This is a genomic window from Pseudoalteromonas sp. 19-MNA-CIBAN-0066, from assembly GCF_040308705.1.
In the GTDB taxonomy this organism is placed as follows: Bacteria; Pseudomonadota; Gammaproteobacteria; order Enterobacterales; family Alteromonadaceae; genus Pseudoalteromonas; species Pseudoalteromonas nigrifaciens.
Genome location: NZ_JBEONZ010000041.1, coordinates 1 through 21,838, shown reverse-complemented (window position 1 = coordinate 21,838; position 21,838 = coordinate 1). Strand labels below are relative to the sequence as shown.

At 40.5% G+C, this 21,838-nt stretch carries 20 protein-coding genes and 1 pseudogene; 11 read left to right on the top strand and 10 right to left on the bottom strand.

The window, feature by feature from the left end; translation table 11 throughout:
• Positions 1-288: 288 nt before the first annotated feature.
• The gene (locus AAEZ18_RS16320) at positions 289-450 is read right to left on the bottom strand and encodes an oxidoreductase-like domain-containing protein (protein ID WP_086998010.1); all 162 of its coding nucleotides are present in this window, start codon (positions 448-450) and stop codon (positions 289-291) included.
• Positions 451-553: 103 nt separating this feature from the next.
• Between AAEZ18_RS16320 and AAEZ18_RS16315 the strand changes: the two genes are divergently transcribed.
• Positions 554-976, top strand: coding sequence for a hypothetical protein (locus AAEZ18_RS16315; protein WP_041454912.1), 423 nt, complete (start codon positions 554-556; stop codon positions 974-976).
• An 83-nt stretch (positions 977-1,059) separates the two neighbouring features.
• Positions 1,060-2,421, top strand: coding sequence for a leucyl aminopeptidase family protein (locus AAEZ18_RS16310; RefSeq protein WP_350595273.1), 1,362 nt, complete (start codon positions 1,060-1,062; stop codon positions 2,419-2,421).
• Between the two features lie 24 nt (positions 2,422-2,445).
• Here the strand turns inward: AAEZ18_RS16310 and gloA2 are convergent, their stop codons facing one another.
• Entirely contained in the window at positions 2,446-2,832 is a 387-nt protein-coding gene (gloA2, locus tag AAEZ18_RS16305; protein ID WP_350595271.1) for an SMU1112c/YaeR family gloxylase I-like metalloprotein, read from the bottom strand.
• A gap of 87 nt (positions 2,833-2,919) precedes the next feature.
• The gene (locus AAEZ18_RS16300; protein ID WP_350595268.1) at positions 2,920-3,999 is read right to left on the bottom strand and encodes a ketoacyl-ACP synthase III; all 1,080 of its coding nucleotides are present in this window, start codon (positions 3,997-3,999) and stop codon (positions 2,920-2,922) included.
• Between the two features lie 186 nt (positions 4,000-4,185).
• Between AAEZ18_RS16300 and AAEZ18_RS16295 the strand changes: the two genes are divergently transcribed.
• From AAEZ18_RS16295 to AAEZ18_RS16280, 4 genes are all read left to right on the top strand, one after another.
• A complete protein-coding gene (locus AAEZ18_RS16295) occupies positions 4,186-5,493 on the top strand; it encodes a metal-dependent hydrolase family protein (RefSeq protein ID WP_089369193.1) in 1,308 nt (435 codons plus the stop codon).
• A gap of 189 nt (positions 5,494-5,682) precedes the next feature.
• On the top strand, positions 5,683-6,942 hold the full coding sequence (locus AAEZ18_RS16290) for an ATP-binding protein (protein WP_350595266.1): 1,260 nt from the start codon (positions 5,683-5,685) through the stop codon (positions 6,940-6,942).
• On the top strand, positions 6,939-7,466 hold the full coding sequence (locus tag AAEZ18_RS16285; protein WP_011329936.1) for a response regulator transcription factor: 528 nt from the start codon (positions 6,939-6,941) through the stop codon (positions 7,464-7,466). The genes AAEZ18_RS16290 and AAEZ18_RS16285 overlap by 4 nt, the downstream gene beginning before the upstream one ends.
• Positions 7,467-7,621: 155 nt before the next feature.
• Positions 7,622-7,900, top strand: a complete 279-nt coding sequence (locus AAEZ18_RS16280; RefSeq protein WP_086995651.1) for a peptidylprolyl isomerase — start codon at positions 7,622-7,624, stop codon at positions 7,898-7,900.
• Positions 7,901-8,034: 134 nt separating this feature from the next.
• Here AAEZ18_RS16280 and AAEZ18_RS16275 read toward each other — a convergent pair whose 3' ends face one another.
• From AAEZ18_RS16275 to AAEZ18_RS16260, 4 genes are all read right to left on the bottom strand, one after another.
• On the bottom strand, positions 8,035-8,697 hold the full coding sequence (locus tag AAEZ18_RS16275; protein WP_086995654.1) for a DsbA family oxidoreductase: 663 nt from the start codon (positions 8,695-8,697) through the stop codon (positions 8,035-8,037).
• A 123-nt stretch (positions 8,698-8,820) separates the two neighbouring features.
• Positions 8,821-9,429 carry a flavin reductase family protein gene (locus AAEZ18_RS16270; protein WP_193038813.1) on the bottom strand — a complete coding sequence of 203 codons (609 nt, stop codon included), beginning with the start codon at positions 9,427-9,429 and terminating at the stop codon, positions 8,821-8,823.
• A 38-nt stretch (positions 9,430-9,467) separates the two neighbouring features.
• Positions 9,468-10,202: an SDR family oxidoreductase gene (locus tag AAEZ18_RS16265; protein ID WP_350595264.1), complete on the bottom strand. Its 735-nt coding sequence runs from the start codon at positions 10,200-10,202 to the stop codon at positions 9,468-9,470.
• The gene (locus AAEZ18_RS16260; protein WP_350595261.1) at positions 10,199-10,597 is read right to left on the bottom strand and encodes a thiol-disulfide oxidoreductase DCC family protein; all 399 of its coding nucleotides are present in this window, start codon (positions 10,595-10,597) and stop codon (positions 10,199-10,201) included. The genes AAEZ18_RS16265 and AAEZ18_RS16260 overlap by 4 nt, the downstream gene beginning before the upstream one ends.
• A 120-nt stretch (positions 10,598-10,717) precedes the next feature.
• Between AAEZ18_RS16260 and ppc the strand changes: the two genes are divergently transcribed.
• Positions 10,718-13,363 carry a phosphoenolpyruvate carboxylase gene (gene ppc / locus AAEZ18_RS16255; RefSeq protein ID WP_086995666.1) on the top strand — a complete coding sequence of 882 codons (2,646 nt, stop codon included), beginning with the start codon at positions 10,718-10,720 and terminating at the stop codon, positions 13,361-13,363.
• 120 nt (positions 13,364-13,483) lie between these two features.
• Positions 13,484-14,413 carry a cytidine deaminase gene (gene cdd, locus AAEZ18_RS16250; protein ID WP_011329944.1) on the top strand — a complete coding sequence of 310 codons (930 nt, stop codon included), beginning with the start codon at positions 13,484-13,486 and terminating at the stop codon, positions 14,411-14,413.
• A 30-nt stretch (positions 14,414-14,443) separates the two neighbouring features.
• On the opposite strand, the gene udp is transcribed toward cdd, so the two are convergent.
• Positions 14,444-15,202, bottom strand: a complete 759-nt coding sequence (gene udp, locus AAEZ18_RS16245) for a uridine phosphorylase (protein ID WP_011329945.1) — start codon at positions 15,200-15,202, stop codon at positions 14,444-14,446.
• Between the two features lie 417 nt (positions 15,203-15,619).
• Here udp and AAEZ18_RS16240 point away from each other — a divergent pair, with 417 nt between their 5' ends.
• Together AAEZ18_RS16240 and paeA are read left to right on the top strand one after the other, a co-directional pair.
• Entirely contained in the window at positions 15,620-16,729 is a 1,110-nt protein-coding gene (locus tag AAEZ18_RS16240) for an arginase family protein (RefSeq protein ID WP_350595259.1), read from the top strand.
• A 142-nt stretch (positions 16,730-16,871) separates the two neighbouring features.
• Positions 16,872-18,173 carry a polyamine export protein PaeA gene (gene paeA, locus AAEZ18_RS16235; protein WP_011329947.1) on the top strand — a complete coding sequence of 434 codons (1,302 nt, stop codon included), beginning with the start codon at positions 16,872-16,874 and terminating at the stop codon, positions 18,171-18,173.
• Positions 18,174-18,831: 658 nt separating this feature from the next.
• Here paeA and AAEZ18_RS16230 read toward each other — a convergent pair.
• Both AAEZ18_RS16230 and AAEZ18_RS16225 read right to left on the bottom strand, forming a co-directional pair.
• A pseudogene (locus AAEZ18_RS16230) lies at positions 18,832-19,884 on the bottom strand (AIPR family protein).
• Between the two features lie 262 nt (positions 19,885-20,146).
• Positions 20,147-21,283, bottom strand: a complete 1,137-nt coding sequence (locus tag AAEZ18_RS16225) for an ISAs1 family transposase (RefSeq protein WP_008466968.1) — start codon at positions 21,281-21,283, stop codon at positions 20,147-20,149.
• Between the two features lie 187 nt (positions 21,284-21,470).
• On the opposite strand from AAEZ18_RS16225, the gene AAEZ18_RS16220 reads away from it, so the two are divergent.
• Positions 21,471-21,770 (top strand): hypothetical protein, encoded by a 300-nt coding sequence (locus tag AAEZ18_RS16220; RefSeq protein ID WP_350595513.1) that lies wholly within the window; start codon positions 21,471-21,473, stop codon positions 21,768-21,770.
• Positions 21,771-21,838: the final 68 nt, after the last annotated feature.

Sequence of the window (21,838 nt, the reverse complement as noted above, 5' to 3'; positions counted from 1 at the left end):
ACATTCAAGAGCAGGGCTAACTATTCCGATTCATCCCATCGACGCCGCTTCGCGTCGATCAATGGGTTTTCTCGGAAGGATTCGATAAATTAAGCCCACTTCCTGTGAGTCCAGCTTATAGACTATAGAGAAAAAACAAGTAGAGAAATTAATAATTAACTATTATTTAACAATGAGGGTGTTTTGTATGAAATTGCAATAATACAGTGTGTGCTGCTTGTAATGCGCAGTTTGATTAAGGAAACGGTTAAATTAAGGGGAGTTTGAATGAGGGTTTAAGTGTTTTTGTTACTTTATTGTTATTGCGTGTTGCTCATTTTCACGCTTCCAAATAGCGAGCTGCTTTTTATATTCATCCCATACGCATGGGCAACAACTTCCACCACCACAGCACTCGTCCGGCTTAGGTTTTTCTGGTTTTGCGACTGCAGGTAGTATATTTAATTGCATATTAAGATTTTTTAAATACTAAAAAGGCTGTAAATAATAAAGTATTGACCTTGGCATGTAAATTATTCTTTGTGAACTTGAATCCCTGTGTGAGAATACGCCAATGCGATTATATAAAGTCATACACCGCGCACCATGGCGGGTTGTTAAAATTAGTTCTAAGCGCCAGCAATTGCGTTTTCGTCGTGCTATGGTTGCGCTTAAAATTGCGCTTGCGCAAGAAAGACAAGAAACAAAAGAAATGCTTTCAATTTATAAACGCTACACACAAGGGCAAACAAATAAAGCCGAATTAAAGCGTGCAAACGAGCAATTTGTAGATATTTTAAAGGGTTTGGGTTTAGGGGTATTTGCCATATTACCGTTTGCGCCTTTAACTATTCCCTTAGTGGTTAAACTGGGCCGCTTAGTTGGCGTTGATGTTTTGCCTAGCTCCTTCAATATGAATCGTTCAGTTAAAGAGCTTGATCGTGAAATAGCTCAAGAAAATCAAAAACAAGACCCACAAAACTCATTAAAAAAGTAATCTATAATTGGCAAAATTAGCGATACCTTTTGCGTCTCCTTATTGTTATGCTTAGTGACCATTTATATTTTGTGAGTCATTTAATGAGTGCATTACTTCGTCATACTTCTTCTGGAATTCCTTTATCTTTTATCCTTAAAAACGAATTAACAGATTGGCTTACGCAGCAACCTACATTTGTACAAAACTGGTTAGCAAATAGTGGTTTTGAAAAGCAAGGGCTAGCATTAGTACCAAACCCTGAAACGGGTGAGCTTAACCATGTTTATTGCATAATGCGCAGCAGTGATGACTTTTGGGCTGCAGGCGACTTAGCCACCAAGTTACCGGCAGGTTGTTATCAAATTCAAGGTGAAAAACACCTAATAGAGCAGCTTGCTTTAGGCTTTGTATTGGGTGGTTATGAATTTAGTGAGTACAAAGAAAAAGTCACCGCAAAAGCGCAGTTAGGTATTGCTGACAAAACACTTTACGAGCAAATAAAACAACAAGCCGACGCAATTGGTTTAGCCCGCGATTTAGTTAATACCCCGGCTGCCGATATGATGCCGCAACATTTAGCACAAGTCATGAGTGATTTAGCCGACACCTTTGATGGAGACTTTACTCAGTGGATTGGAGATGAGCTGTTAGAGCAAAACTACCCAACAATTCATATGGTTGGTCGTGCGAGTGAAAATAAGCCGCGTTTACTCGACTTAAAATGGGGCGCAAAAGACGCACCATTAATTACTTTGGTTGGTAAAGGTGTATGTTTTGACTCAGGCGGGCTTGACCTAAAACCGAGTGCCGGTATGCGTAACATGAAAAAAGACATGGGCGGCGCAGCGCATGTTATTGCGCTTGCTCAGCTTATAATGGCTGCTAATTTACCAATTAGATTACGCGTGTTAGTACCTGCGGTTGAAAACGCGGTTTCGCGTAACGCATTTCGCCCTGGCGATGTAGTAAAAACCCGTAAAGGCATTATGGTTGAAATTGACAATACCGATGCCGAAGGACGTTTAGTATTATGTGACGCGCTTAGCGAAGCCCAAAACGACGAGCCTGAGCTTATAATTGACTTTGCTACCTTAACAGGTGCGTGTCGAGTTGCTTTGGGCACTGAACTACCAGGGTTTTTCTGTACTGAGCGTACTATTGCTAATAGTATTATGGACGCAGGGTTGAGTGTAAGCGATCCGGTATGGCAACTGCCGTTATTTGATCAATATAAGTCATTTTTAAACAGTGATGTTGCCGATATGGCAAACTGTGCAAGCACCCCATTTGGCGGTGCAATTACCGCTGCACTGTATTTAAAAGAATTTATTGAGCCAACTACGCCTTGGGTACATTTTGATGTAATGGCATGGAACTTACGTGCTCTACCAGGTCGCCCAGTAGGCGGAGAAGCGTTAGGTATTCGTGCTGTATTTAATTACCTGCAAAACCGTTTTAACTAATAATCGAGTATTTAGTATGAGGTGTTAAACCTCATACAACTCAAGCGGTAAATTATCTGGATCGGCAAAAAAAGTAAACTTTTTGCCGGTTATTTCATCTTCTCTTATGTCCTCTACACTAACCCCTTGCGACTCTAAATACACTTTAGCCACGTGCACATCACTTACTTTAAATGCCAAATGCCTTAACCCTTGTGCTTCAGGGTAACTTGGGCGCTCTGGTGCGCCAGCAAACGAAAATAACTCAATTTGACTGCCATCAGGTAAAGCTAAATCTAACTTATAAGAATTTCGTGCTTCCCTAAAGTGCTCATTAATAATTTTAAGCTTTAATATTTTGCTATAAAAATGCTTAGCGCGAGGGTAGTCGCTGCAAATAATAGCGGCATGATGAATGCCAAGTAGTTTCATAACGCGCTCTCTAAATTGTGTAATTAAATACAAACACTAAAAACAAAAAACGCACAATTAAGTGCGTTTCAATAAGTAGCTGCCTATTTAGGTTGGCTCTACTTCTTTACATGCTTTTACCGCTGGAGCAACTAACTCTAAGCCGGTTTTATCGCAAGGAGGAAGTTGTGCATCACTTACACTAATAGGTGTTACACGCTCGCCCCATTTAATATAACTAGCAGCCCACGTAAGGCCAGCGCCAAAGGCTGCCGACATAATATTTGAGTGTGGTTTAATTAAACCTTGCTCCACCGCCTCGCAAAGTGCAATGGCAATTGTCGCTGCCGATGTATTACCGTACTGGCCAATATTAACCATTACTTTTTCATCGGGCACTTTTAAACGGTGCTGAATGGCCTGAATAATACGTAAGTTAGCTTGATGCGGCACTAATACGTTTATATCGTCTAGGCTTAAGTTTGCTTGGGCTAGTACGTCGTCGCATGCTTCACTCATGCCTTTTACAGCGCGCTTAAATATTTCACGGCCTTCAAATAGTAAATTAGATGGGCCAATCGGCTCATATTTATTTAAGTCACTACCAAAGTTTTCGATATGTAAAATATCACGATCTGTACTGTCACAACCGGTTTTAGTCGCAAGTAAACCTGCAGGTGTGTCGGCAGCTTCGAGTACTACGGCACCCGCGCCATCGCCAAATAATACCGCACTGTCACGGCGCGACCAGTTTACATACCAAGTCATGCGCTCAGCAGCAATAACCACAGCCTTTTTAATCATACCGGCTTGTATTTGCGCTGTTGCTGCTTGTAGAGCATATAAAAACCCTGAACAAGCTGCGTTAGTGTCCATAGCGGCAGCGCCCACAGCGCCAATATTCTTTTGCACTAACGACGCAGTATTTGCCACCATAGTTGATGGCGTACAGGTGGCTAAAATAACTAAATCAATATCTTTAGCGTCAATACCGGCACAAGCAATCGCATGCTTAGCCGCAACAGTAGCAAGCTCTGCAGTACTTACATGGCTAACTCTGCGAGATTTAATACCTGTTCGTGATGTTATCCACTCGTCTGTGGTATCCACTATTTTGCTAATTTCGTCGTTACTAATGCTTGCTGGTGGAATGCATTTACCCCAACCAGTGATGTGTGCGTAAGGCATAGTGTGTTCTCTTAAAAAGTGGTCTGACATGTATTACTAATGAATAAGTTATACCAAAAAATGGCTTTTAACACTAGTAAATACCCAAGGAGATAAAAAATGATAGCTTATTAAAAGGGTTTTTGTAGCGTAAATGTAGCAATTTATAGTTAATTGGGTTAAAGGTAGAGCTTAAAAGGAGCAAGTATGAAAACTACACTAATAACTACATTTACTGCAATCACTTTAGCGTTAACAACAAATATGGCATTAGCACAACAACATAAAATTATTTATGCGGGCAGTGTAATGCTAGGTACAGAGCAAACGGTTAAAACTGAGCAAACACTGGTAATAGCCGATGATAAAATTTCAGCAATTAAAAGCGGCTATGTAAGTAAAGATGCACTGGGTTTGCCCGGTGCGCAAGTAATAGACCTTAAAAATCACTTTGTAATGCCTGGGCTAATAGACATGCACGTGCATGTTACTTTTGAGCGCGATGCCAATGTTAGCAGGCATCGCTGGACTACCGAATACGAAGCAGATAACGCGCTGCGTTCAATTAAATATTTACAGCGTACTTTAAATGCAGGCTTTACCTCAGTGCGAGACTTAGGCAGTAACTATCAGGTTATTTTTCCGCTAAAGCGCGCCATTGAGCGTAATGATATTAATGGTCCGCGCATTTTTGCCGCAGGCAATACAGTATCGCCCACTGGTGGGCACGCCGATTTACATGGCTATCGTAAAGATATAAGTGACGGTGTTGGTGCATCATTAGGTATTTGTAACGGCGCAGACGATTGCCGCAGAGCCACGCGCGAAGTGATTAAAAGTGGTGCCGATGTTATAAAAATTACCGCCACCGGTGGCGTATTAAGTAATACCGCCGCAGGCGTTAATCAACAATTAAGCGACGCAGAGCTTAGTGCAATTGTAGATACCGCGCATCATTTAGGGCGTAAAGTAGCCGCTCATGCACATGGCACGCAAGGCATAAAAGCCGCGCTTAAAGCGGGTGTAAACTCAATAGAGCATGGCTCGTATTTAGATAAAGAGGCTATAGCATTGTTTAAAAAAACCGGAGCTTACTTAGTTCCTACTTTGCTGGCTGGTGCCACAGTGAGCGAAGAAGCTATCAGTAATCCAAACATGCCAATAGCTATTGCAGATAAAGTGCGCGAAGTAACACCTAAAATGCAGGCATCGTTTAAATTAGCGCTAAAAAATGAGGTAAATATTGCCTTTGGCACTGACTCAGGCGTATCGCGCCATGGCCTTAATGCTAACGAGTTTAGCTTACTGGTAAGTAATGGTATGAGTGAAGCACAGGCAATTAAATCGGCAACCGTGAGTGCAGCTAAACTGCTTGGCCAAGATACCCAATTAGGCGATTTGAGTGTGGGTAAACAAGCCGACATTATTAGTGTTAATGCCTCGCCGCTAAAAAATATTGCAGAGCTTAAAAATGTGCAGTTTGTAATGAAAGCAGGGCTAATTTATAAGCAATAGCCACACTTGCTGTTAAGGCACTGGGGTTAATATGGGCTCAATAAATATTGAGCTTAATAATTATTAACCCCAGTGCCGTGGCCTTTTAATACTTCACTTTGTACCTAGTTACAATGTCGATGAATGATGACTAAGTATTGCATAAGTATTAAAATAGCTTTTCTTAAAATTCAATAGGTAACATGTGTTTTGTTAATTCGCACCGATCCGGCTATTAGCCGCCTTTTAATGTTACGCAGTGGTGCCATAGCTGTGCAGCTTATTGCTGTGCTTATAGTGTACTTTTTATTAGATCATCAAATAGCATTAATGCCCTTACTGTTAGTGATTGCTCTAGAAGCGGGGTTTCAGTTAATGAGTGTGCTGGCTTATCGTAATGTAAGCCAAGCAAAACCGCTGGGCATGCTGATGCAATTAACCGCCGACGTATTGTTTTTAACTATTTTGTTATCACTCAGTGGTGGCGCAACCAATGCATTTGTGTCGTTATTATTGCTGCCAATAATGATTGCAGCGGTAACGCTAAGTGGCAAAGGGCTTGCTTATATCGCGGTATTAGCCATTGCGGCGTATAGTGTATTACTGATAAAAATGCCCGAACATAACATGCACCAAATGAACATGAGCGGCCATTTTATTAGCATGTGGATTAACTTTGTTTTGAGTGCCAGTGTAATAGCGTTAGTGATTGGTGCAATGAACCGCGCCTTAAAAGAGCGCGAACGCACTATTGCTCAAGTGCGCGAACAACAATTACGCAGTGAACAGTTAGTAACGCTGGATGGCGCAGCAGCGCAAATAACGCATCAGCTTGCTACACCAATTGCTAACTTACAGTTACTATTTGAAGAGTTATTAGAGGAACATCCAAATAACCTTGTAGTGCAACAAATGCAAACTCCACTACAACAATGCGCTACACAATTAGATAGTTTTAGAAAGCTCTCATCTGCGCTGCGCCTTAATAACACCCAACAACACATTACAACGGCGCAATTACAACAGCAAATTACCGATACGCTATTGCTGCAATATCCCGATCAACAAATAAAGTGGATTATAAAAAACCAAACGGGTGGCATTAATACCGCCATATTAAACAGTGATGCTATGTTGCTACCTGCTATTTTAAATTTACTCCAAAATGCAGCCACCGCTAATCAGCAGCAAGGTCAAAATGTGCTTGAGCTTACTTGGCTGCAAGAGGAGCATTGCGGCGAATATGTTTACTTGCTTATTCGCGATTTTGGGAATGGCTTTTCAGCAACCCAGCTCAGCAATTTAGGTGGGCAATTAATGCCTAGCGACCATGGTATGGGGCTGGCTGTGCTGCTTTCTAATGTGACCTTTGAGCGTTTAAATGGCTCGCTAACTTTATATAATCACCCCCAGTGTGGTGCAATTGCCAAAGTTAAATTAGCAACTGTTTTTAGCGAGCAAAGTGAATGAAAATATTAATTATTGAAGACGATATAAACCTTGCTAGTACCTTGGCAAGGCGGCTAACTAAATACGGTTTTAACTGCGAAATAGCGCATAACCAAAGTGAGGCACTCCTTAGTGCAAGGCGGTTTTTGCCCGCTACTATTTTGTTAGATATGAAGTTAGGTAACGACAATGGCTTAGCGTTAATAAAACCACTGCGCAGCTTGCTCACACACGCGCATATTGTATTACTCACGGGCTTTGCCAGTATTGCCACCGCAGTTGAAGCAATGCGCTTAGGAGCCAACGATTACCTTACCAAACCTGTTGATATGGCAACCTTACTAAAAGCACTTAACCAAGAGCGCGATACAGCAATAACCTTAGATGTTGCAACCACAGTTATGTCGCCAGAGCGTTTAGAGTGGGAGCATATTCAGCAAGTGCTACACAGTAATAATGGTAATGTGTCGAGCACCGCAAGGCAGCTCAATATGCATAGACGTACATTACAGCGCAAATTACAAAAAAAGCCAGTACAGCACTAATAACGCTAGTGATTAAATATAATTTTAGGCTAAAGCGATGCTGGTTTTTTTCAGCGCACTCAACACATTAATGAAGCACTATAGTAGCTGCCTGATTTAACTAGCTGTGCTAAAATCGCGGCGTTTAAATTTAACCGATATTACAAGGCTTTCACATGGCAAATACAGCGCACGCACTGCATATACTGGTAAAACATAAAGAAATTGCAGAAGATATTATTACGCAATTAGGTAAAGGTGCAAAATTTCAAACCTTAGCTAAAAAGTATTCGTCGTGTCCGTCGGGTAAAAAAGGTGGCGATTTAGGTGAATTTAGACGTGGACAAATGGTGCCACAGTTCGACAAAACTGCGTTTAATGGCGCTATTTTAGAGCCGCATTTAGTTAAAACTAAATTTGGCTGGCATGTGATCAAAGTGCTTTACCGTACTTAATATTCTTTAAGTGCATGTATTAAGTGCATGTATTAAGTGCATGTATTAAATGCAGTTTAACAGGCTTAATACTTTAAATTAAAAGAAAAGGCTGCACATTGCAGCCTTTTTAAATTCTTTAATTCAGAGTTTAATTACTCAGCGTTTTGCTGTGCTTCTTCTTCAGTTATTTGCTTAAAGGCTTGCACAAATGCAGCGCTAGGTTGTCCGCCGGTAAGGGCGTATTGCTCATTTATGATAAAAGTAGGCACTGTGGTAATACCCATTTGCTGTATGTCACTTTGCTGGCTGCGTACTTCTTGAAAAAACTCACCACCGGCTAAAATTTCTTGAGCACGGTCTGTATCAAGGCCAACACTTGCAACAATATCAAGCAAAGCGGGTTGCTCGTTTAAATTCACTAAGTCAGAAAAGTGGGCTTTAAATAAAGCCAGTTTTAGCTCGGTCTGCTTATTTGAAGTGGCAGCCCATGCTAATAAACGATGGCAATCGAAGCTATTTATTATCATTCGCTTATCGTCAAAGTTAAACGTGAAGTCGGCGTCTTTTCCGGCGTCTATTAAACGTTGGCGGTTATCTTTGCTTTGCTCTGGTGTTAAGCCGTACTTTTGCGTTAAATGTTCATTTAGATCTTGGCCTTCAGGCGGCATATTTGGGTTAAGCTCAAACGGTTTCCAGCTAATTTCTGCGTTTATTTCACCGTGTAATTCACTGAGTGCTTTTTCAAGGTTTTTATAACCAATAATGCACCATGGGCACATTACATCCGATACAATATCAATTTTAAGCGTTTTCATTATTTTCCCTTAGGGCAAAGCGGTAAAGCGAATATAATGAGTATATTGGGATTAATTGCAGTTTATCAATCATGATTACTCTACAGTGTATTAAAAGCTACAAATAATGTATTTGCAGCATGGTTACTTTTTAGCATAAGGCAGGCGCATTAGTTTGTTAGTGCTGTGGTAGCTATCGAGCCCGCTTATGGCTACTGTATCTATGGCCTGTAAGTCTAAAAAGCCATCGCTTTGCAGTGCCGCTTCATCTAAATATACGTCCATTATTTCGCCAATCACAAGCTCAGTACCATTGACTGCTAAATGCTGATGTTCAATGTATTTTACCGCATATTTTAAGCGGCTTTGTTGTACAAATGGGGCACTAAATTCATTTAAATACTCAGGGGTTAAACCGGTGGCAGCAAACTCTGATTCGTTTTTATCATAACGCGCCGAGGTTTGATGTGCTTGCTGATAAATAGCACTATTAACATGATTAATAGTATAAACACCGGTTGCTAAAATATTTTCGAAAGTGTGACGGGGAACGCTATGGGGGCGTATTATCATACCAATTAATGGCGGGTGCGCGCCTAAATGAATAACAGAGCTAACAATCGATAAGTTAGTATTGCCTTGGCTGTCTTGAGTGCCAATTAAGTTAGCGCTTTTAAAGCCCGACAACGAGTTTATAAAGTGGGTACGCGTGTGTTTTTCAAGTGCTGCAATGCGCGCTTTAGTAAAATGCATTAAAAAATCCTTACCATGGAATACTTACCATGAAATACCTACCATGAAATAGTAGTGCCTTGCCAATCTAGGTAGGCGGGTTCACCGTTAAGTTCTAAATTAGGGTTGTTGTTAGTCAGTTCAAATAATTGCTGCGCTACAAACGCAGGAGTAAAAAGCTTGTTTGGCGGTACATTTTTTTGAAAAGGCTTAGACAGCTCAGTGTCGGTAGTACCGGGATGAAATAAAATGAGCTTAGTGTTTTTAGCGCGCATTGCCAGCTCTACGGCAGCAGTTTTAAATAACATATTAAGCGCCGCTTTTGATGCGCGATAGGTATACCAGCCGCCAAGTTTATTGTCGTTTATGCTGCCAACCCGGGCGCTTAATGCGGTAATAGTGCAGTGGGTTTTAGGTGTTAATAATGGTAATACACTTTGCAGGCATAGCAGGGGTGTAAGCGCATTAACTTGCAATAGTTGATTAAAATAATCGCTGTTAATGTCCTCTAGTTTTTTTTCTGGCATGTGTTGCCGATTATGTAAAAGGCCATTAAAAATAATTACCTGATGTAAATCAGCCTGCTGGTTTTGTAGTGTAGTGGTAACATTGTTTAAGCTTTGCTTTGAATAATCGCTTTGCAGTTGCGTTATATTATTTAGGTTATTGTACTGTGCATTGCGCGAGCCCGCGCTTACGCAAACAATATGGTACTGGGTTACTTGGTTATTTAAATGCGCTATATAAGCTTGTGCAATTGCGCTACTTGCACCAAATAAAACAATAGTTTTCATTTATCACCTTTGCTTTTAATTTTACATTGATTATTTTTACACTGTGAGTTTGGCATTAAAAAACGACTTATAGGCTGGCGATACTTAGCAAAAAAAGTGTATGCGCAATCGGCAAAAAAACGAATTATGGGCAAGCGAATAATCTTCAACCAAGGATATTTACCTACTGTTTTCCATGCTTGGTAGGTTACATCAAGGCCATAGATCATTATTCCAGATGGCATTCTTGCGTGTAATAACGCCATAGCTTTAATTTTATCTACATTAGGAAAACGCGTATTAAAGTTAGTGGCATTAAGGTCCTCTAATATTATTTTATTATTAATGTCAGCACGCTTTAAATGTTGCATCTCGGCATTACACAATGGGCAGTTAGCATCGTAAAAAATGATCATGTTATTGCTTTGTAATTATTTTACATATGCTTTTTTACGACACGCCATTGCAAATGGATCTATTAAATAACCGCACATAGTGATATTAATAGTGTTCCATGAAACAAAGGAGACTGAGAAATGAGTGAACAATATGCCGCCTTGCGAGGCAATGTAAATTTACTAGGCCAATTATTAGGGCAAACAATTAAAGATGCCCAAGGCCAAGCAATTTTAGATAAAGTAGAAGAAATAAGGGCTTTATCAAAGTCATCTCGCAGTGGCAACGAAAACGACCGTAAAACACTAATAAAAGTATTACATGCGCTCAGCGATGAAGAGCTGTTACCGGTTGCCCGTTCATTTAATCATTTTTTAAACCTTGCCAATGTTGCCGAGCAGTTTCATACCGTTTCGCGTTTTAATGATGTTGGTTTTTGCCAGCTAAATCCTCTCACTCAAACATTAAAAACGTTAGCAACAAAAGCAAATAATGGCCAACTTAATCACAATCATTTGGCCGACACACTCTCAAAACTCCACATAAACTTGGTGCTAACCGCGCACCCTACAGAAGTAACACGCCGCACAATTATTAATAAGCACGTTGAGTTAAGTGATTGCTTAGCTTCATTGGAGCGAACTGATAACTTAGCACAAGAGCGCGAGGCTATTTTAAATCGTATTGCGCAGTTAATTAGCCAAGCATGGCACACCGACGATATTCGTCGCTCGCGACCCACCCCTGTTGATGAAGCAAAATGGGGCTACGCGGTGATTGAAAATAGCTTGTGGCATGCAGTGCCGCGTTTTTTACGTGAGTTTAGCAAGCATGTAAAAGAGCATTTAAGCTTAGAGTTACCAACAAACTACAGCCCAATAGAGTTTACCTCGTGGATGGGCGGAGATCGTGACGGCAACCCTTATGTAACCGCACAAGTAACCAAAGAGGTGCTTGATCATGGTCGTTGGATGGCACTGGACTTATATGGCCGCGATTTAGAAACGCTAAGTACAGAGCTGTCGATGTCTGATGCCAGCGATGAGCTAATAGCCCTTGCGGGGCAAGAATTTGAACCTTATCGCTGCGTGATTAAAACACTTAAAAACCAAGTGTTAGAAACCGTAATGCATTTAGGGGCAAAAATAAAAAATCAGCGCAGCGAAGCCCAAGACTTAATTACCGATATAAACCAAATAAAACATCCAATTGAGGTGTGCTATCGCTCGCTATTAAAATGCAATATGAAAGTAGTTGCTGATGGCCTATTACTGGATGTATTACATCGTATTAATAGTTTTGGTTTGCGGTTAGCTAAATTAGATGTACGCCAAGATTCATCGCGCCATGGTGATGTGTTTTCAGAGCTTACGCGCTACTTAGGTTTGGGCGATTACAACCAATGGCAAGAGCAAGACAAACAAGCCTTTTTACTCACTGAGCTTAACTCGCGCAGGCCGCTAATACCTAAGCGTTGGCAGCCAAGCCCAGAGGTACAAGAAGTACTCGACACCTTTGACGTGATTGCACAGCAAGACGAGCAAACATTTGGCTTATATATTATTTCGATGGCGCGCACAGCCTCCGATATTTTAGCGGTACAATTGCTGTTAAAAGAAAGTGGTTGTAGCTTTAAATTACCGGTTGCGCCGTTATTTGAAACCTTAGATGATTTAAATGATGGCCACAATGTTATTACTACTTTGTTGGATAATGACTGGTACAGAGGCCAAATTAACAATACCCAAAACGTCATGATAGGTTACTCAGACTCAGCAAAAGACGCCGGTATGATGGCAGCTGGTTGGGCGCAGTACGAAGCAATGGATAAGCTAGTGCAATTGGCCGACAAACGCGGCATAGAGCTGGTGTTATTTCATGGCCGTGGCGGTACGGTAGGGCGAGGTGGCGCACCTGCTGCACAAGCCCTACATTCACAACCACCGGGGTCATTAAAAGGTGGTTTGCGAGTAACTGAGCAAGGCGAGATGATCCGCTTTAAATTTGGTTTACCCGATGTTGCGCTACAAAGCTTAAATATTTACGCCGGCGCTGTACTGCAAAGTAATTTATTACCACCGCCAGAGCCTAAACCACAATGGCGCGAAGTAATGGCTTTGATCAGCGAAGAGTCGTGCGAGCATTATCGTAACGTGGTACGCCACGATGAAGACTTTGTACCTTATTTTAGAATGGCAACCCCAGAGCTTGAGCTTTCTAAACTGCCGCTTGGCTCGCGCCCTGCAAAACGAAACCCTACAGGTGGGGTCGAAAGTTTGCGGGCAATACCATGGATTTTTGCATGGAGCCAAAATCGTTTAATGTTACCTGCGTGGTTAGGCGCATTAACAGGATTACAAGCGGCCTTGGCAAAATACGGCGTTGAAACCTTGCAAGAAATGAGCTTACAATGGCCATTTTTTAGATCGCGCCTAGAAATGCTCGAAATGGTATTTAGTAAGGCCGACAGCTGGTTAAGTGAGCATTACGATAACGCGCTGGTGGAAGATATGTACAAACCACTTGGTGTTACCTTGCGCAAAGAGCTCGCTGAAGCGATTAGTTTAGTACAGTCGCTTAGCCCGCAAAAAAGCTTATTGGCCGATCAGCCATGGATCAAAGAGTCAATTGCGCTGCGTAACCCTTATACCGATCCGCTTAATGTGTTGCAGGTAGAGTTACTTCGCCGTGCGCGGTCAAGCGACAACGGCAGTGAAGGCGATATAGATAACGCGTTAATGATCACCATGACCGGCATAGCAGCAGGTATGCGCAATACTGGTTAATGGCTAAATAAAAATAAGGGGATTGCGCAGCGCCGTAACCCCTTATTTTATGCATATGCGCTGGCATTTTATGCGCTAACCTTTTAAACTACTTAGCCATTGAATAAAAAAAATTATATTATGGCTTCTGCAACCTTTTTAGTACAAGCAAACACCGCACTAAGTAATACCCACATCTCTTTAAGCGTAGCGCAAACACAGGCTTTACGTAGCCAATTAAAAACCCAGCGCGGTATTTTAAACGCAAATAATATTAACCAACTATGCGCGCAACTTAATGTAACAAACGACGCCTTATTACAAGGTTTAGTGCCTTTAGCGTCTGAGTTTGCGGTAGCACCCGTATCGAACTTTCATGTAGGTGCAATCGTTAAAGCACTTGATGAAAGCGGCGAGGTTAATTTTTACTTTGGTGCTAATGCCGAGTTTAACCGCCAAGCACTTAGTTTAGTGGTGCACGCAGAGCAGTCTGCAATTAATAATGCTTGGTTAAATGGCGCGAAAAAAATACTAAAAATAGCGATTAGTGACGCACCTTGTGGTTATTGCCGCCAATTTATGAACGAATTAGCTGATGCGCGTGAATTTGATATTTTACTGCCCGAGCAGCAATTTAAACTTGCAGACTTGTTACCGCATTCGTTTGGCCCCACCGATTTAGGCAATCAGTACAGCTTATTTAATCCAGCCCCGCAGGCTCGCTCATTTAATAATACAGAAGTAGAGCAACAGCTGGCAGCCTATGCGTTAGCAGCTTATGTACCGTATAGCCAAAACTACAGCGCAGTAAAAATCACTACGTTTAACAACGGTGACTTTTATGGCAGTTACGCAGAAAACGCTGCATACAGCCCTAGCTTATCGCCATTGCAAAGTGCATTAAGTCAGTTGTTTTTAGCTGGTTTGAGTTTTGATCAACATACCGTAAAGGGAATAACACTGTTAGAAACCGCTGGTCATGAAAACCAAGCAGGAGTGGCTCAAGCAGTGTTAGCAAGCTTTGTAAACTTGCCACCACTTGAGCTAATTAGTGCGCCATTAAGTGAGTAACTTGGCAAACTGACACACTAAAAAGTACTGTTACTTAGCGAGCAGTACTTTAGCGGCTTCTAATACTACCGCAACTGATTTTCTTTCAATTTCGCCGTGGTCAACATTAGGAATTTCTTGGCGAGTACGATTAACTAATACACCGGCTACGCACGCTGCTTGTAAACCAAGTGCCGCACACATAGTAAATAAGGTTGCCGATTCCATTTCGTAGTTCATCACCCCCAATTTTTGCCACTCTTCGCAGCTGCCTTGTAACGACTTTGGCACATAACCAGAGTGTGTATCGTAACGCTCTTGCCCTGGGTAAAATGTGTCGCTTGATGCAGTAATACCAATATGAAAATCGATATTAAGGTTTTCACAGGCTTTAACCATAGCTTGGGTAGCAAAAAAGTCAGATACCGCAGGGTAGCTAAGCGGCGCAAAATGCTGGCTTGCACCATCTAAACGCACAGAGGCTTGGCTAATTAAAATATCGCCTTCGTTAATGTGTGGTTGAATTGCACCAGTAGTACCAATACGCAAAAAGCTGTGCACGCCAAGTTGGGCTAATTCTTCAACGGCAATCGACGTCGATGGACCGCCAATACCGGTAGAGCATATAACCACAGAATGGCCATTAAGCTCACCTAAATAAACATGAAATTCACGCGTTTTAGCCAGGCAAGTTGGGTTATCTAAAAATTGCGAAATACGTGCAGCACGATCCGGATCGCCCGGAACAATAGCCAGTTTTGCACCTTTAAGATCGTCAATACATAACCCTAAGTGAAATACCTTTTCCATAACTAAGCCTTTATAAAATTACTATCAATTTAGCATCATTACTATAATTGTTTGTTTAGTACAGGACGTATGTCCGTGTTGATTTGTTTTGATTTATTCACCCACATTGAATATTCAAGCATATATTAAAATTATCCGTAAAATGAGGCGGTTGACTTGTATAGGCAGACATTATATTGATCGTCTAAAGTAATGAGTAAATTATCATAAACAACAGGCACATTTACACTAAGTTGTTTTTATTCATATGGTTAGTTGTTATTTTTTGGATGGTATATACATTAGTGAAGCAAGGCTAATTTAACGTTAGTTTGCTTTTAGCAAGCAGTACTAATGTTATTGTTAGTATTTAAATATTAGCAATTTTGCATAACTAATCAGTACCACGCAAAACATATAGATTTATAAGGGTTTACCATGAGCACCGAATTTCAGGAATTTAAAAGCAAAATTGAGCATTGTTTGTGCGCACCAGGTGATGGTGTATATACAGTTAACACTGCAAAAGAGCGCAAAGCTGCATTAAGAAATAAGCTTTATGGGCAAACCGAAAACATTGGCCCATTATGGCGTGAGTCGCTTAACGAGTTACCCAATTCGCCGCATAAAGCGGTTATGCTAGGTATTAGCTCAGATTGTGGCGGCGGTATTTTACGTGGCGCAAACTGGGGGCCGTTATTTTTACGCTCAGCATTACTTGATCAGCAACCTCAGTGCCGCTCATTCGATTTAGGCGACGTACGCGTTATTCCTCATTTATTACATGATAAATACTTAAACAAAGCCACTATAACCAATTGCCAAAAAGCATTATACGGCAACGAAAATAACGACTATTACGTTAGCCCACTGTCGATCACTGAAGATGTGTGCGACAGCTTTTATGCAACATTTGAAAATAAAGGCATTTTTGGTATTGGCGGCGATCATTCAATTAGTTACCCATTAACAAAAGCGTATTTAAAAGCTAAGCGCGCACAAGGCAAGCGTACCGCAATTATTCATTTTGATGCCCATACCGACTTATTGGTTGAGCGCTTAGGCATTGATTTATGTTTTGGCTCTTGGTGTACGCATATTTTAGAGTTTTTACCTGCGCCACATCATTTAATTCAATTTGGTATTCGTTCAAGTGGTAAACCGAAAGAGCATTGGGAAAGCACCTTTGGTGTTAAACAACATTGGGCGCATGAAATTATAGAGCGCGGTGCAGCAGCCGTTGCCGCAGATGCTATTGCCCAGCTTAAAGCCGACAACGTTGACGAAGTGTATGTTAGCTTTGATATTGACGCCCTTGATGAAAAATATGCCTCTGCAACAGGCACACCAGAGGCAAACGGCTTAACGCCGCAGCACGCACTGGATATTTTATCAGCCATAGCCGATGAATTTGCGATCACCGGTGCCGATATGATGGAAATTGCGCCTTTTACCGACAGCTCGCTAGTAGGGCAGTCAAGTTCAGAAACCACCTTACGAGAAGGCGCTAAAATTTCGGCGTTTTTGATTAGTGCGATGAACAAGTAATCTTAAAGCAGGTCGAAAGGCCTGCTTACTGTATTGATAATAAAAGCCTTTTAATAAATATTAAATTTAAATTGCCCCGTTTAAAAAAGCGACTATAATCCAGCTGCTTTTGCTATAAAAGCGTATTTTATTGGAGCTATAAATGGGTGATTTAGTCGGGATTGGCTTATTAATCTTGATCAGTGCGTTGTTTGCAATGTCGGAAATTGCGATTGCAGCATCGCGTAAAATAAAATTAAGAGTAATGGCTGATGAGGGCAATGTTCAAGCAGCTGCAGTATTAAAGCTACAAGAACAACCTGGGGCATTTTTTGCCATGATCCAAATAACCCTTAATGCTATTGCTATATTAGGCGGCATTGTGGGTGAGCAAGCACTTTCGCCTTATGTGCAAAATGTTTTGCAGTTTTTTTATCAAGGCCCATTACTGGCACAAATTAGTTTTTTACTGTCGTTTTTAACCATTACTTCACTGTTTATTTTATTTGCAGATTTACTACCTAAACGTTTGGCGATGATTTTGCCAGAGGCCGTTGCTGTGCGCGTGGTAACAATAATGCGCTGGGTTACCTATGCCTTAACGCCCTTGGTATTATTTTTTAATGGTTTAACAAATATTATTTTGCGTATTTTTAAAGTACCAAGCGAGCGCGAAGATATTGTAACCACAGAAGACATTGTTGCCATGATGGATGCAGGTGCAGAATACGGTAGCCTACAGCAACAAGAATACGATTTAATCGGTAACGTATTTGACCTAGAAGCGCGCTTTATATCGAGTGTGATGTCGCCGCGCGACCAAATAGTTTATTTTGATATTAATGAGTCGAGCCATGATATTGCTAACAAAATAATAGAGCATCCACATAATCACTTTTTAGTGTGTAACGATAATTTAGATAAATTAATCGGCTCTGTAGAATCAAAAGATATTTTACGCCAAGTACTTAAAGGCGATGCAGCGAATATTAATAGCGAAATGCTCGAAAAAGATATTTTTTATCTGCCCGAAACCCTCAGTTTATCAGAGGCATTAAATGCGTTTAAAACAGCCGTACAGCCTTTTGCTGTGGTAGTTAACGAATACGCATTAGTAGTAGGCATAGTAACGGTAAAAGATTTAATGAAAGGCTTTATGGGCGACTTAATTACTCACAGCGATGATGAGTTAATTGTTGAGCGCGACCAAAACTCCTGGTTAGTTGATGGTTTAACCCCCATAGTTGAGCTGGCTAAAGTACTTGATATTGATGAGTTTCCTCATCAAAGTCATTACGAAACCGTGGCCGGATATTTAATTTATACCATGAAACGCATTCCAAAACGTGCAGAATACATTCAATACGCCGGCTTTAAATTTGAAGTGGTCGATGTTGAAGGCATTCGGGTTGAGCAGTTACTGGTATCAAAAATAGTACCCACGCCCGAGCCACCGCAAAGCTAAGTACAAACTAAGTTAGCTCGCTATCAGCAAGTAAAAAGTAGCAAGTAAAAAGTAGCAAGTAAACAGTCAAAATCACAAAGTAAAAACACCTTATTTTATTATTTTAAGGTGTTTTTACTTGGGTTGGTTTGAGCGCAGCGAAGCCCAACGAAAAAAGGCAGCCTCAATTAACATTAGCGTTATGTATTATCGATTACCTAAAAAGTACCGAATGTAGGTCGGATAAGCGAAGCGTCATCCGACACAATAAAATATCTTGCCAATTATTATCAGCATTTTATATTGTCGAATTTCTGGGAAATGCCATAAGCAGACCTTCAAGGCGTGAATCTGAAACTTTGTTGGGTGGCGCCTTCGGCTTAACCAACCTACCTTTTGACGTTGATTGAGGTAGGTTGGTTTGAGCGCAGCGAAGCCCAACGAAAAAAGGCAGCCTCAATTAACATTAGCGTTTTGTATTATCGATTACCTAAAAAGTACCGAATGTAGGTCGGATAAGCGAAGCGCCATCCGACACAGTAAAATATCTTGCCAATTATTATCAGCATTTTATGTTATCGAATGGCTGGAAAGTGCCATAAGCGATCAATCCAAAAGAAAGTGGCAAAAGGCAAGGCGCAACCCTCTTTCTAATTTTAAACTGTAAGATATAAAATAATTAATTAGCTACTTGAAGCTCAATATTTAAAAAATCTTTAAAGCGAACCTGTATCATCTTACGTGCATCAGTAATAGTTGTTTTGGTTGGTTCAAATAGTGCCAAAATGCGTTCAAGTTCATCTATACATTGCTGATAATCAAGATCAGGACGAACATTATACATATACAGTATATAAAATACTTTTTGTTCTATTTTCTGTAGTGTTTCTTTTGCTGAATCATAAGACTTTTTTATTTCAAAATTGCTTTCAATGATTGATGGCGCCTCAGAAATATTAAAGTTTTTATCTGAAAAAATCACATCATAATACTTGCCAAAAATATGCTGTTTTTGATTAGAGGATTTTTCAGGGTTACCTTGAATAGCAAATAAAATTTGGCCGAATTGCTCCATGCTAATCTTATAACGATATTCTTTCTTATCGTTCATACCAGTATCACCATTCTTTCGAGAATATATGATGTTGTGCTCGTCTAGTAATTGTTCTAATTGTATCTGAAGTGTGCTTAAAGATTTTAAGTCTACGTTTGAAATGGAATTCTGGCTATTAGTATACTCAGCAATTTTGTTTACAGCATCGCTATTTGAGGCGTTGAAAATTCTTACCAAGACTTAACTCTTTGATAAGTAATCAGTAATGTTTGACTCATTCAGTGCATTGAAGTTATGTAACGTTCTTAATGTTTGACCACCATTAAGAACTTGGAAGTCATTAATTGTTATTCTAATCTTTTTATTACCATTAACTGGCTCTGCTTTAATATCTTTTGTAACAATTGTCATACCATTGTTGTACATGAAGAATTTGCTTGGCTCTTCTCTAAGTGACTTGGCTATGGCTTCATTATATTTGGACTTTTGAACAAACCCACGTACGTTATCGAATAAAACCCCATAGTCAATTCGCTCTTTTGCGAAAAGCTCGACTCTTTCACAGTTGTAGTTGTTACGCAATTCTGGGTTTTTACAAGTTATACGAATGATATCAGCTGCATTAAGTCTTATAATATATGATTTAGATGTTGAGATAGAGTTTTCAGAATAAGACATCAAAGCATCATTATCTATTATAAGCTCCGCTACAATTGGCTTAGGCCTAAGGGACATCATAGTTTTTATATGTGGTAAACAGACTGATATAACTTCCATGTCGTAAAAATCTTTCAGTTGTTCTATGGCTGTTTCATCTACATTGATAGGGACAGGTTCATTGCTTATCATATATAGAGACGTTTTCCACACATCGTTGGAGTTTAGTCTTTCTATTGCGTCGTCAACTAAATTTTTAAGCTTTCCTTGTAGTCCCTCACGGCTAGCGCATTTTAATCCCAGACTCTAGCAGGGTTGAGCGGTAATCATCGTCTAGCCCTGCCATTTTCTTTTTCCTCGCCATACTTGCTGACTTAGATGCATCTTGTTTAAAAAGCGCCATGGCTATCTTTCGCATTACATTAAACATTAATGGCCCTTGAAGTTTGCGTATTCTCGATTCATCTTCTCTGAAGTTCATATCAAGCATCCAATGCATGCTTTCAACCTGCCAGTGACTGCGTACTGCATTGAGTGCTTGCGCTGCATTTAAGTCTAATGAACTTATATACCAGCGTGTTTCAGTGGTATCCGACCCTGCCGACTTATCATGAACTTCAGCCCTGACCTTAATAATACTCGTTAAGCCAGGCCAACGATAATCCTTGCCTAGCCAGCTTTTATCTATAAGTAACTGCTGGCATGTACGTGTTTCAACACGCCCATGTCCTGAGCTTATTTCGGTATGTTCATCACAATTATGCTTAGTTAACCTTTCACGCTCGCACTTGTGCCACCACGCTTCTAGTTCCTTTTGCATGCCTGAATGATTACCTTTAAGTGCAAGAATATAATCTGCTTTTTGTTGGATGATTTGTTTTGCTATTTCTTGTTGGCATCCCATCGCATCTAACGTAATGATACTGTTTTCAATATCGAGCAGGGTGAGTAATTCTGGTATTGCGGTGATTTCATTTGTTTTATTATCAACAGCCGTCTGCCCAAGCACTAACTGGTGTTGGCAACTCCATGCACTGACCGTGTGTAAGGCACTTTTTCTGTCTTTTGTGGTAAATGAACGCCGTGCGGTTTTGCCATCGATAGCGATGATATCTGCACCTGTAGTTTCAATCAGTGATGATATCCAAGATTGAAATGCCCTTTCTATTTCATTTGCTTTTAACCGACACATGACGCGCGCAATCGTGTCATGTTTTGGAATTCCTGCGTTGAACGTGCCGTATTTTTTTAACCAATCAAGCTTTAGGTGCCCAAAGTCTTCAATATCTTCCCATCCTTCTGCACCAGAGAGCACAGCGCTAATAGCAAGGAGAAGAATATCGATAAGTTCATGCTTTTTACAACGTTCAATGCGAGGATCTGTAATTGAATTAAAATGTTTCAGAAAAGTAGTGCTCATATTTATGCGACCAAGTAATTATTATGCCTTGATCTGATCACTACTTGCTCTATAAGTTCAATTTATAATGATCTTGCCGTGCACGACTTACCAATTCCCCTAAACTATCTGTTTCTATTTTATATCCAATCCCTTATATTCACTCTAGGAGCATAAAGGAAGAAAGCACTCAATTTAAGGATAAATAATGATTAAATGGATTTTATTGATACTACTTGGTCTATTTACTTCTTTCCCGCAAGCATACGAACCTTACTCGCAAGGGCATTGCGATAGTATTGAAAAAGAACGTGAAACAATACGTTCACGGTTGCGTCAAGGCTATAGAGTGAAAGAAGGTGAGCGATTAAAAGCACGATTCAAATCTTTATTTGAAGAACTTGCAAAGCATTGTGATAACCCCAAACAAACCAATCGAACATATCAACGATCTTCCGTTTATAGCACTAGTAATAACGCGTTATTACACACAAAAATGCACGGCTAGCGCATTTTAATCCCAGACTCTAACAGGGTTGAGCGGTAATCATCGTCTAGCCCTGCCATTTTCTTTTT